This is a genomic window from Caballeronia eucalypticola, from assembly GCF_047608185.1.
Taxonomy (GTDB): Bacteria; Pseudomonadota; Gammaproteobacteria; order Burkholderiales; family Burkholderiaceae; genus Caballeronia.
In genome coordinates this window covers 90,760-103,443 of sequence record NZ_JBLKRU010000023.1, presented here as the reverse complement: position 1 = coordinate 103,443, position 12,684 = coordinate 90,760, and the positions used below count along the sequence as shown (strand labels likewise).

7 protein-coding genes are annotated in these 12,684 nt (G+C 56.3%); 6 read left to right on the top strand and 1 reads right to left on the bottom strand.

Annotation, left to right across the window (positions count from 1 at the left end):
* The first annotated feature begins 121 nt into the window (after positions 1-121).
* The 6 genes from ACMX25_RS24565 (at position 122) to ACMX25_RS24540 (ending at position 10,939) form a co-directional block, all read left to right on the top strand.
* Entirely contained in the window at positions 122-1,303 is a 1,182-nt protein-coding gene (locus tag ACMX25_RS24565) for an efflux RND transporter periplasmic adaptor subunit (RefSeq protein WP_414952650.1), read from the top strand.
* A 97-nt stretch (positions 1,304-1,400) separates the two neighbouring features.
* The gene (locus ACMX25_RS24560; protein ID WP_414952649.1) at positions 1,401-4,595 is read left to right on the top strand and encodes an efflux RND transporter permease subunit; all 3,195 of its coding nucleotides are present in this window, start codon (positions 1,401-1,403) and stop codon (positions 4,593-4,595) included.
* Position 4,596: 1 nt separating this feature from the next.
* Positions 4,597-6,102 (top strand): efflux transporter outer membrane subunit, encoded by a 1,506-nt coding sequence (locus ACMX25_RS24555; protein WP_414952648.1) that lies wholly within the window; start codon positions 4,597-4,599, stop codon positions 6,100-6,102.
* Between the two features lie 66 nt (positions 6,103-6,168).
* Complete coding sequence (locus ACMX25_RS24550; protein WP_414952647.1) at positions 6,169-8,928, top strand: ATP-binding protein; 2,760 nt, start codon at positions 6,169-6,171, stop codon at positions 8,926-8,928.
* A gap of 182 nt (positions 8,929-9,110) precedes the next feature.
* Positions 9,111-10,136, top strand: coding sequence for an alpha/beta hydrolase (locus tag ACMX25_RS24545; RefSeq protein ID WP_414952646.1), 1,026 nt, complete (start codon positions 9,111-9,113; stop codon positions 10,134-10,136).
* 116 nt (positions 10,137-10,252) lie between these two features.
* Entirely contained in the window at positions 10,253-10,939 is a 687-nt protein-coding gene (locus tag ACMX25_RS24540; protein WP_414952645.1) for a type 1 glutamine amidotransferase domain-containing protein, read from the top strand.
* Between the two features lie 121 nt (positions 10,940-11,060).
* Here the strand turns inward: ACMX25_RS24540 and ACMX25_RS24535 are convergent, their stop codons facing one another.
* Positions 11,061-12,683 (bottom strand): Na+/H+ antiporter, encoded by a 1,623-nt coding sequence (locus ACMX25_RS24535; RefSeq protein ID WP_414952644.1) that lies wholly within the window; start codon positions 12,681-12,683, stop codon positions 11,061-11,063.
* Between the last annotated feature and the right edge of the window lies 1 nt (position 12,684).

Genomic DNA, 12,684 nt, shown 5'->3' with positions numbered 1-12,684 from the left:
CATCCACTGCGTGTTGCGGCGACTTATCGTTTCTATTGCGCATAACTTCCCGTTGGGCCGAAGCTCGTCCTCGCGACAAGTGAGCGATGCACGTCAATTTGACTTAATCGTGGAGTAGCAGATGTTCATCCGAATCAACTGGAAGGCTGCGTTGGGAGTCGCCGTTGTGTGTTTGATCGCGGCGGGAGCGATTGGAATCTATCGGGGGTCGGGCAGCCTTGTAATGAGCACGGCGACCGCCGCGAACGCTGTGCCGCTAACCGAGATTGATGCGGCTCTGGTTCTTACGCAGTCCATCACTGATTATCAGACTTACTCTGGCCGGCTTGAGGCCATTGACAAGGTCGAGGTACGACCGCTGGTATCAGGGACTATCGTCGCTGTGCACTTCAAGGATGGTGCACTGGTGAAGAAGGGCGATTCCTTGATTACGATCGATCCACGGCCCTTCGTGGCCGAAGTGGATCGTGCCGATGCCCAGTTGGCCGCTGCTTTGGCGCGTAACGGATACGCGAGCACCGATGCCGCTCGAGCTCAGCGTTTGCTGACCGACAATGCCATTGCAAAGCGCGATTATGACCTGGCGCAAAATGCTGCCCACGAGGCGTCGGCGGAAGTGAAGGCGGCCCAAGCAGCTCTGGAGACTGCCAAGATTAATCTGGCCTACACAAATATCGTTGCGCCTGTGTCGGGCCGTGTTTCGCGCGCGGAGCTGACTGTCGGAAACATCGTGTCGACCGGCGCCAGCTCACCGTTGCTAACCACGCTGGTCTCCGTGACGCCGATCTATGCGTCATTTGACGTCGATGAACAAACTTACCTCAAATACCTGAGCCATGACTCGCAACGGGCCGTGCCTGTGTCGCTTGGACTTGCAAACGAGACCGGGTTTTCTCGCGAGGGACGCGTTGAATCAGTTGATAACCGTCTTGACACGAACTCCGGGACCATCCGTGTCCGAGCGAACTTCGAGAACAAGGATGGAGCGCTGTTGCCGGGCTTGTATGCGCGGGTCAAGGTGGGCGGTGGCGCCCCCCATCGGGCGATCCTCATCGACGACGCTGCGGTTGGCACGGATCAAGACAAGAAGTTCGTGATGGTGGTCGACAAGAACAACAAAGTGCAATACAGGGAGGTCGTTCTGGGAACCGAGCATGACGGCTTGCGGGTAATCGAAAAAGGCCTGCAGCCAAACGAGCGCATCGTGTTGAGCGGTCTGCAGAGGGTTCATCCGAACGACAGCGTCAAGGCAAACATGGTTCCGATGTCACACACCGAAGTCACCGCCAAAGATGCGTCTTAGCCCGCGCGCGATAGGCATTTCGGTGTTGCCAAGTGTCCGAGTTTCGACCGCCGTCAGACGTACGGCCGTAGGGTTTCGCCTGGAACTATAGAGAGCCATGAACATTTCAAAGTACTTTATCGATCGTCCCATTTTTGCCGGAGTTTTGTCATCCGCCATCTTGCTGGGAGGTCTGATCTCCATGGTGAACCTGCCCGTTTCGGAGTATCCGGCTGTTATCCCGCCATCCGTGGTCGTGACAGCGCAGTATCCCGGTGCCAATCCGAAGGTCATTGCCGAGACGGTAGCGTCGCCGTTAGAAGAGCAAATCAACGGTGTTGAGAACATGCTGTATATGCAGTCCCAAGCTACTAGCGATGGGAACATGACGACGACAGTGACGTTCAAGTTAGGGACCAATCCGGATCTCGCACAGCAGCTTGTGGAAAACCGGGTTGCACAAGCTTTGCCCCGGTTACCCGAAGATGTACAGCGACTTGGCGTGACGGCCATCAAATCGTCTCCCACATTGACAATGGTCGTCCACCTGGTTTCGCCGAGCGACAAATACGACATTACTTATCTGCGCAACTACGCGCTGATCAATGTGCGTGACCGTCTGGAGCGAATCCCCGGGGTCGGACAAGTGACTCTATGGGGCGCAGGCGATTACTCAATGCGTGTCTGGCTAGACCCGCAGAAAGTCGCCGCTCGCGGTCTGGCTGCGAGCGACATAGTCAATTCGATCAAGGAGCAAAACGTACAGGTCGCAGCAGGCCAGATCGGAGCATCACCTACTTTACGGGACGTGCCGCTGCAACTGAACGTGAATACACGCGGACGTCTGCAGACTGAAGGTCAGTTCGGCGATATCGTTCTAAAGACCGCACCCGATGGCGCCGTCACCCGCTTGAAAGATGTTGCGCGTATCGAACTGGGTGCATCGGAATACTCGCGACGTTCGCTTCTAAACAACAAATCCGCAGTCGCTTTGACCATCTACGAGCTTCCGGGCGCTAATTCGCTGCAAATCTCGGATCACGTGCGCGAGGCGATGAAGGATCTGCAGGTCGACATGCCGTCGGGTGTCAAGTATGAAATTGTGTACGACCCAACTCAGTTTGTGCGTTCAAGTATTGAAGCGGTGATTCATACGCTCGCTGAAGCAATTGCACTGGTTGTTCTTGTCGTCATTATATTTTTGCAGACCTGGCGAGCCTCGATCATCCCGCTTCTCGCGGTTCCCGTGTCGATCGTGGGAACCTTCTCGCTACTTCTCGCATTTGGTTTTTCGATAAACGCACTGTCGCTATTCGGGATGGTGCTTGCCATTGGGATTGTCGTCGACGACGCGATCGTCGTGGTGGAGAACGTCGAGAGGAACATAGCGCTCGGGTTGTCCCCGCGAGATGCGACTTACAAAGCAATGCAAGAAGTAAGCGGGCCGATCATAGCGATTGCGCTGACCCTCATTGCGGTGTTCGTACCGTTGGCGTTCATGAGCGGTTTGACAGGGCAGTTTTACAAACAATTTGCAATGACGATCGCGATCTCGACCGTGATTTCCGCGTTCAATTCCCTCACGCTGTCACCTGCATTGGCCGCTTTGCTTTTAAGAGGTCACGACGCGCCGAAAGACTTGTTGACCCGTGTGATGGACCGAATTTTCGGCAAATTTTTTGCTGCCTTTAACCGCATATTCCGTCGCGGATCAGAGGGGTACGGGAAGGGTGTATCGAGGATTGTGAATCGCAAGACGATCGTTCTCTGCGTCTACGCCGTGTTGCTCGGTAGCGCGTTTTTGATGTCCAGGGTTGTACCGGGAGGGTTCGTGCCGGGACAGGACAAGAAGTATCTGGTCGCCATCGTTCAGTTGCCTAACGGTGCCTCGCTAGATCGCACGGAGGAGGTCGTTCGTGAGCTCGGGGATATTGCACTAAAGACACCGGGCATTGAGTCCGCCGTTCAGTTCCCCGGCATATCGATCAACGGTTTCGCGAGCTCATCGAGTGCAGCGGTCGTTTTTTTGGGCGAGACGCCCTTCGAAGATCGAAAGTCGTCTTCAATGAATGGCATTCACATCGCGGCCGAATTAAACAAGAGGCTATCGAGTATCAAGGGCGCTTTCGTCGCTGTATTTCCACCACCTCCGGTTCTCGGGCTAGGTTTTCTCGGCGGATTCAAGCTTGAGATCGAGGACCGTCAGGGGGTTGGTTACACCGCGCTCAACGACGCCACTCAGGCGTTTCTGAAACGCGCGGCGCAGACGCCTGAACTCGGCCCGTCATTTTCAAGTTACCAGATCAATGTTCCGCAACTGAATGTAGATCTGGACCGGGTCAAGGCGAAGCAACTGGGAGTCGCGGTGACCGATGTCTTCAACACTATGCAGGTGTATCTCGGATCGCTCTACGTGAACGACTTCAACAAATTTGGTCGGGTCTATCAGGTAAGGGTTCAGGCGGATGCGCAGTTTCGTGCTCATCCGGAAGATATTGGCCTGTTGAAAACCCGCAACGATAAAGGCGACATGGTGCCGCTTTCCTCCCTCGTTACGGTCAGTCCAACTTACGGACCCGATTCCGTGGTCCGCTACAACGGCTACACGGCCGCCGACGTGAACGGGGAACCGGCGCCAGGTTTCTCTTCGGGCCAAGCACAGGCCGCTGTCGAACGAATCGCCGCGCAGACGCTTCCACGAGGCATAAAATTTGAATGGACCGACTTGACCTATCAGCAAATCCTGGCTGGAAGTGCTGCGCTGTGGGTGTTTCCAATCAGCGTCTTGCTGGTGTTCATGGTTCTCTCGGCCCTGTACGAGAGCCTGACTCTGCCCTTGGCAATCATCCTGATCGTGCCGATGGGCATCTTGTCCGCTCTTGTGGGCGTCTGGCTCACTCACGGTGATAACAATATCTTTACCCAGATCGGCTTGATGGTTCTGGTGGGGCTCTCAGCCAAGAATGCGATTCTCATCGTCGAGTTTGCGCGCGAGCTGGAGATGCAGGGTCTTTCCATTATCGATGCCGCGATTGAAGCCAGCCGCATGCGTTTGCGTCCTATCTTGATGACGTCAATTGCTTTCATCATGGGCGTAGTGCCTCTCGTTCTGTCTTCCGGAGCCGGATCGGAAATGAGGCGTGCCATGGGCGTGGCCGTTTTCTTCGGCATGCTGGGTGTTACGCTTTTCGGATTGATGCTGACGCCGGTCTTTTATGTCGTGCTCCGCAATCTCGCGGGTGGTGGACATCTAGTGGACAAGCACGGTAATCATCCTCATCTGGGGGGTGTCGATGCTCCCCTGGAAGCATGAAATGGGCACGATCAACGGATCTACCAATCGGCATGCATTCAGTCACCTGGCTGTGATCTCCGCAATGGCGCTGGTAAGTGGTTGTTCTCTTGCGCCCGATTATGTACGCCCGGACGTCAATGCACCTGCTGCGTTCAAGGAAACACCTGCCATGGGGTCCGCAATTACCGGTGACTGGAAGATCGCCCAGCCGTCGGATCAAATCGCCCGCGGACAGTGGTGGACTGTATTTCAGGATCCCGTGCTCGATCGGCTGGAGCAGACGGCTCTAGATGCCAATCAGAATCTGAAGGCGGCGACCGCCAGGGTCAAAGAGGCACGGGCCATTTTGCAAACGACGCGGGCGGACCTGTTCCCAACCATCGGAGCCGGCTTCGGGCCAAGTCGCGAAAAGGTTTCGCCCACATCGTTGTTCGAGCCAGATGGGGTCAATGTGCCTGCACAGACCGTCTGGCGAGCGCAGGGCACGGCTTCGTATGAAACAGACCTGTTCGGTCGGGTCTCTGATTCCGTGAAAGCGTCGCAGGCCGAGAGCGAACAAAGTGAAGCGCTCTTGCGCTCGGTTCAACTCGCGCTGCAGGCCGACGTTGCGCAGAACTATTTCAGCGAACGTGAGCTAGACGCTGAGCTGGATGTCTACATGCAGACCGTGTCGTTACGCGAGCAGACTCTCAAACTTGCACAAAGCCGCTTCGATGCGGGGCAGGTTTCCGAACTCGATGTGGCGACGGCCAAGGCCGAGCTCGCGACGGCCCGCTCAGATGGTATGACCGTGCGAAGATTGCGGGCGGCATCCGAGCACAGCCTGGCAATTCTGCTGGGCGAAGCGCCTGCACAATTCTCAATGGCTTCGAGTCCTCTCGTGCCGGTACGCGTACATATTCCTCCGGGCGTGCCCTCGTCGCTATTGGAACGTCGGCCCGATGTGGCCGCAGCCGAGCGTGCCATGGAAGCGGCGAACGCGCGCATCGGGGTCGCTAAAGCGGCCTATTTCCCGTCCCTTTCGATAACTGGTAGCGCAGGATTCGAGGCAGCAACTTTAGGCGATCTCTTCAACTGGTCAAGCCGGGCGTTCTTACTTGGCCCGCTCGCTGGAACGGCGCTCACACTGCCAATTTTTGACGGAGGGCGCAGAAAGGGAAACCTCGCGAACGCGCGCGCTGTCCTGGAAGAAAACGCGGCCAATTATCGTCAGCAGGTGTTGATAGCGTTCCGTGAAGTCGAAGACAACCTGTCCGACCTGCGCATCCTCGAGGAACAAACCGGGACTCAGGAACAGGCTGTAACGGCATCGAGCCGGTCGGCGGAACTCGCGCGCGCCCAGTACAAGGAGGGGGCCATCACCTATCTGGACGTCATAGATGCTGACCGCACGGTGCTCCAATCGCGACGAAGCGCAGTGCAGCTTTATGGTGTGCAGGCGATCTCGACTGTGAATTTGATCAGAGCGTTGGGCGGGGGCTGGGGCGACGCGCCCTTAATATCGTCGACTATTAGTGCTCGGTAGCAGTGAGCGTGGCTTTCCGTTCCCCAACAACGACAACACGCGCGGCATCCGATAGCAGGCAACCCCATGACTCAACAATATGCTCTCGAATTTGGCCAATTCAAAATTGAGTTTCCCCAGCGAACCCTTTCACGCGATGGTGTGGAGGTCAAGTTGGGTAGCCGGGCTCTCGACATTCTGGTCACGCTTGCGGAGGCTCTTGGCGAGCTTGTCAGCAACCAGGCGCTGGTAGCAAAGGTATGGCCTGCCACGGTGGTCGACGAGGGGTCTCTGCGCGTGCATATGTCTGCGCTACGCAAGGCGCTGGATGATGGCCGTGATGGCGGGCGTCTCATTGTGAATGAAATGGGACGCGGTTATCGGCTGGCGGTTGCGGTTGCAAGGCAAACTGTCTCCGGGGGCGGGGGCATGCCGTCCGTGCAGCCGCCCACGAGACCGAACCTGCCCATGCTCGTGGGGCGCATCGTGGGGCGCGATGCGGTGATCGAGAGCCTTTGTGCCTCGCTGCTGGATCGTCGCCTGATGACCATCGCGGGATCGGGTGGCATCGGTAAAACCACAGTGGCGCTCGGGATCGCACATCGTTTCGGGGCCACTACTTCTACGCGCGTATTTTTCGTTGACTTCGCGCCAGTGACCAATCCAACCCGAGCGATTAGCGCTATCGCGCTGGCGATGGGCGTCCCGGTTTCAACGGATGACCCGCTGCCATATCTCATCGAGGCGATAGACAACGAGCCGACGCTCATGGTGCTGGACAACTGCGAGCACCTTGTGGACACCATCACCACCCTGGTTGAACGCCTGCTGCGAGGCGCGAGCGGATTGCGCCTGCTCGTCACCAGCCGCGAGCCGCTGCGTGCCGAGGGCGAGTGGGTGCATCGGCTGGCACCGCTTGCAAGCCCGGGCGACGGCTCAAGCCTTGTGATTGCCGACGCAATATCGTTTCCAGCGATCGCGCTCTTCGTTGAACGAGCGATGGCGGCGCATGACGCGTTCCAACTGTCGGACGATAATGTCTCGGCTATCTGCGATACCTGCCGCCAACTCGATGGCATTCCACTGGCGATCGAGATGGCCGCAGCTCGCATTGCGTCGATGGATGCCCATACGCTGGCAAGCAGGCTTGTCGACCGATTTGCGCTGCTGACACGCGGCCGTAGGAGCGCCTTGCCACGTCAGCAAACCCTGCGCGCGATGCTGGACTGGAGCTATGCGTTGCTTGAACCCAGCACCCAGAGCATTCTGAACCGGCTGTCGCTGTTTCGATCCGCGTTCAATATCGACGCGGCTATCGCCGTTTCTATAGACGCCGAGATTGATGACCTAATGGTGGTCGATGCAACCGCGGATCTGGTTGCCAAGTCCTTGCTTGTGAGTGAGTCGGACAAGGGTACGACGCGCTACCGGCTGCTTGAAACCACGCGGCATTACGCATTCGAAAAACTATCCGAGAGCGACCCGAAGAGGTTGATTCACAAACGGCACGCACTATACGTTTGCTCGCTGTTCGTCGACCCCGGCCCGGCGTGGGAGGGTAAGGAAAGTCGTGAGTCCACGGTGCTTCACAGCGCGAATATTGACGATGTACGTGCCGCTTTTGATTGGGCGGCGTCGCTGAAAGGAGACCCCACCATCGCCGTCAGGATTGCAGCGTTGACATCGCCGCTGTGGCTCCAGTTGTCGTTGCCGTATGAGTTCATACGACTGGCGGAACGCGGTATGGAGGCTTCCGCGCGTGCGGATTTAACCGTCTCGATCGATCACGTTCAAGTGAAAATCGCTTACGGGCACGCGATATGGCACACACGTGGTCCGATTCAGGCTATGGCGGACGCATTCGGTGAAGGACTTGTGCAGGCGAAAGTGCTGAACGACCCTGAGTTAATCATGCGTTGCATGTGGGGTATGTGGTCGCAAAAGCTGCAAAGCGGACAGTATCCGCAGAGCCTGGAGATTACCCAGGCTTATCAGCAAATGGCCTCGATGTCATTGCAGGTAGCGACCACGCAGACGGCGAAGCACACGCTTGCCCTCTCTTTGGAACGGATCGGAGAACTCGATGAATCTATTAAACTGATGCACGACGTTCTGATCGTGGACCGGGCGGGGCATGCAAACGCGGCGCAGATGGACGGTCGAATTGCAGCTTGGACGTCGACGATGCGGCTTTTGTGGTTGCAGGGACGCAGCGTCGAGGCGCTTAAGATGGCCAGAACCGCCGTTGAGGAGTCACTGACGGTCGGGCACGATCTTTCTATGTGCTTCTGCCTCACAATGGGCGCTTTGCCTGTCGCCTTATGGTGTGGAGACCGGACCTTCGGTGTTGAATTGCTTCAGATCCTGCGCAGCCGCACCAAAAAGAACGGTTTGCGGTTTTGGGACACGTGGGCTGACGGCTACGATTCCATCATGCATGGCACGCCATTTGACACAGGCCAGGCGACGCTCTACCAACTTGAGATCTTCGCTACCTGTGGCGAAGAATCGTCGATGGCTGAACTGGTCAAGTTGCGTCGAGCCGAGGAAACAACTTGGTGCCGTGCCGAACTGCTTCGCCGCGAAGCGTTGCTCGACAGTGGGAATGATTCGAATTCTGAAGTGACTTTGCTGCTCGCACTAAAGGTCGCTGCCGAGCAGAAAGCACATGCGTGGGCACTGCGCACCGCCATGTCACTTGCCTCACTAAAGCAGCGAAAGGGTGAGCTCAGCGCGGCCAAGGCCGTCCTAGCCGGTGTTCGCCAGGCATTCACCGAAGAGGACAACACGGCGGATCCGCAGGCCGCAGGCGCGTTGTTGCGCCTACTTTCATGTAATTCCATGTGAAGAATGCGGGATCGCCGGCGGCGTTAATAACGCTTTGCAAAGCTTAACTTACTTGTGTCTGCAGTCTTGGCGACAATGGGGACCTAACGCGCAATCATTTCACTGGGCAGCAGCATTGGCTTTTAGCGGCGGTCGCCTAGCGAATGATTATCGCCGGTCCACGTAAGCTCACACAAAACACCATGACGACGCACGACGCGGAACCGTTTGTACATTCTGGCAGCACGCATTCTCTATTGTCGCCGTCTTCGGCGCACCCAATTCTTGACGCCGATGTGCAGAGCTTTCTCGATGCCCAGGCGGACTCTGGGGACAAGTCTTTTTATCGACAGGACCCGGCCGCCACACGTGAAGCACTGGCAAGACTGCAGGGCAAGAGCAAACGCGATTTTGCGGTGAGCGTGGAAGACTTGCTTCTACCCACCGGTCCGAACGGGTCAGTGGCCGTGCGCATCGTGCGTCCTGCTACCGCCATGCAGCCCCTGCCGGTCGTTATCTACTTTCACGGTGGCGGATGGATCGCCGGGGATCGTCATACCTATGACAGGCTAATCCGCGAGATTGCGATCACATCGAATGTCGCCGTGGTATTCGTAGAGTACACGCGGGCGCCGGAAGCGATGTTTCCCCTTCAGAACGAAGAAGCATATGCGGCAATGACGCACGTTGCGGCGAATGCTGGTGCTTTAGGGCTTAGTCCGGAATCTCTGGCAATAGTGGGGGATGGCGCAGGCGGAAACATGGCGGCGGCCGTCGCCATTCTCGCTAAGCGCAGGCGCGGGCCGGCCATAGCGCTCCAGGTAATGTTCTATCCGGTGATGTCGGCGAGTATGGACAGCAACTCGTATCACGAGTTTCAGAACGGTCCATGGATAACAGCTAAAACAATGCAAGGTCTTGTCGACATGCAGTTTCCGCCTGAGTCACAGACCGATCTCAACGCATTGCCCCTGAATGCCAACTTCACCGAGTTGGAAGATCTCCCAGCAGCCCTTGTGATCACCGCTGAGAATGATTTGGTTCGAGATCAGGGTGAGCACTATGCAAAAAAACTCATGCAAGCAGGCGTAGAAGTCACCGCCACCCGCTACCTGGGCACCATTCACGATTTCATTAGCCTCGATGATTTGGCGCAGACATCGCCATCGCGGGCCGCGCTGATGCAAGCCTGCTCCGCCTTGCGGGACAAGCTTCATGCGAAGCAGTAAATTTTTTTACACGTCAATTATTGAAGTAACAAGCAGTAGATTGACGGCGTTACTCGGCAGGTCGGCCTTTATCCAGTACTTAGGCTGACCTCTTTTCCCTATCCCTGGAAGTAAAAATGAAAATTCTTTTTGTCATTACCAGCTCAAAGCGGGGCACGTGGCTCGCTGAGGTCGTACGCCCGTACTGGCATCTTTCAGAACGCGGCAGCGAAATTCATTTTGCTAGCCCCTCGGGTGGGACAATTGTATGGGATCGGCTTAGCGACCCATTTACAGACGGCTCGTTCGAAGCAAACGACCTTCCCAGCAAGGGTTTCCTCTCGGATAAGGCGCTTGTTGCCCGGCTTGAAACCACTATCCCTCTCGAGACCGTTAATCCAGAGGACTACGATGCAATTCATGTTGCGGGGGGGACCGGCGCGGCCGAAGATCTGTTTCCAAATGATCAGATGGCAAGAATCCTCGAGCACTTTTGGGCGACAGGTAAGCTCATCGGCACCATCTGTCATGGTTCGATAGCATTAGCCAATAACCCGGGTCGGGTTGCGGGACGGACGGCGACCGGTTTCACACTTAAAGAGGACATAGAGGCAGAGGCATTGTATGGAGCGCAGTTCGTCCCCGTCTATCCGCAGCCGGCGATGGAAAAAGCGGGCATCGACTTCGTTCACGTCGGGCCGCAAGGTGTTCGGGTTGTCGTAGACGGCAAGCTCATCACTGGTCAGAACCAGCAATCGGCATCTGAGTACGCGCTTCAGTTCAATCACGCCTTGTTCGGCGAGAATCCTGTAATAACAGTTTAGATATTCTCAGACCTCCGCTCCCGGCATAACACTTAAATTAAGTATTGGTTAGCCGGGAGCGTTGGCCACAGCGTCTCTAATCGGTGCTGTGACTGTCCATGTCGATTGACTCCGCTTAATGTCACGTGGCGTTAATTCTTGTCTCACTTAGATCAAGTTCGCGTTCCAGTCGACGCAGCACGACGTCATTTATCCGCCCGTCGCTACGGAGAGTCAACGCCGTCTGACGCTCGATGCGAAGCAGTTCGTGCGAGATCCTGGTATAGCGGGTGAATCCGTCGGACCAAGCGTTTTTTTCGTGTTTGTGCTGCAAGATTTTGAGCCGTTCCCGATGATGCTCCAGAAGGGTGTCGAACATGCGAGCGAGATGAGGATCATCAGAATTTTCGTTCGACTGCGTATCGCGAATATACGCAATGGCCGCCTCGATCATTAGCCGCCTGGCCTCTTCTTCCTCGAAGTCTTGTTCTGATTTTCTTACGAGCCCGAGTGCGCGAATCAGCGGTGGCAGGCTTAGCCCCTGCAGGACCAAAGTGACAAGAATTACACTGAACGTAAGGAAGACGATCAAATTTCGATTGGTAAAAGCTTGCCCGTTAGCCATCGTCTCGGGGAGCGAGAGCGCAGCCGCGAGGGACACTACGCCTCGCATGCCTGTCCATCCAACAACGAACAGTGCCTTTTTTGAAGGCAACGTTTCGTTTTGCTTCAAGATGCGTATGCGGATCCAGTAGGCTGCGTACGCGCCAGGATAAACCCACATTATGCGCAAAATGATGACTAGTGCGCTGAAGCTACTCGCGTACAGAAGCAAAAATTTAAAACTATATTTATGTAGCCCAGCTAGAACGACGGGAAGTTGAAGACCAATCAGTATGAAAACCAGCCCGTTCAAAATAAAGTCGAGTGCAGTCCACAACGCGGACGCCTGAAGACGAACCCCAGGCGAATAGAATTCCGAACTGTGTCGGCCCAGATAGAGCCCGCACGCCACTACCGCTAGCACGCCGGACGCATGCGCTTCTACAGCGGCAAAGTAAGCGGCGAACGGAGTGATAAGAATGACGGTCATCTCTATCGGTCCGTCGTCGATAAGCAGTTCAAATCGATGCACCAACCAGCCTACAACAACGCCAATCCCGATTCCTCCGGTGATAAGCCACGTCATTCTCCAAAGGCCTGCGTCCCACGTGGGTGAATGTCCACTGACGACTAATGCAATGCCGAATTCGAGCGCTAGCAGTCCGGTAGCGTCATTTACAAGGCTTTCGCCTTCAAGAACGTGTGTGACTCGTTCAGGCAATCCGACGCGACGAGCGATAGAGGTGGCTGCTATAGCGTCGGTAGGTGCGACTATGGCGCCAAGCACAATCCCCGATTGCCAAGTCAGAAGGCTGAAAATCGTCCCGCTTGCGAGCCCCACGCCGAGCACGGTAAAACCGACCAAGCCGAAAGCAAGCATCAGGATGCTCGCAAGGTTGTAATGAAATTCACGCCACGATGTCTGCCAGGCCGCGTGAAACAAAAGAGGCGGGAGGATTGCGAGGAACACTATGTCGGGGTTGAGGCTGATCTTCGGCAGGCCGGGTACAAAGCTGACAGCCAGCCCGGCAATAACAAGGATGATCGGGTATGCCATCCGAAGTCGCCGAGCCAGCGTCCCGAACGCGACAACGAACACGAGCAGCAGAAATAGTACCGTCTCAATTTGCCGTACATCCGCGTGAACGGTTACGTCTGTCATG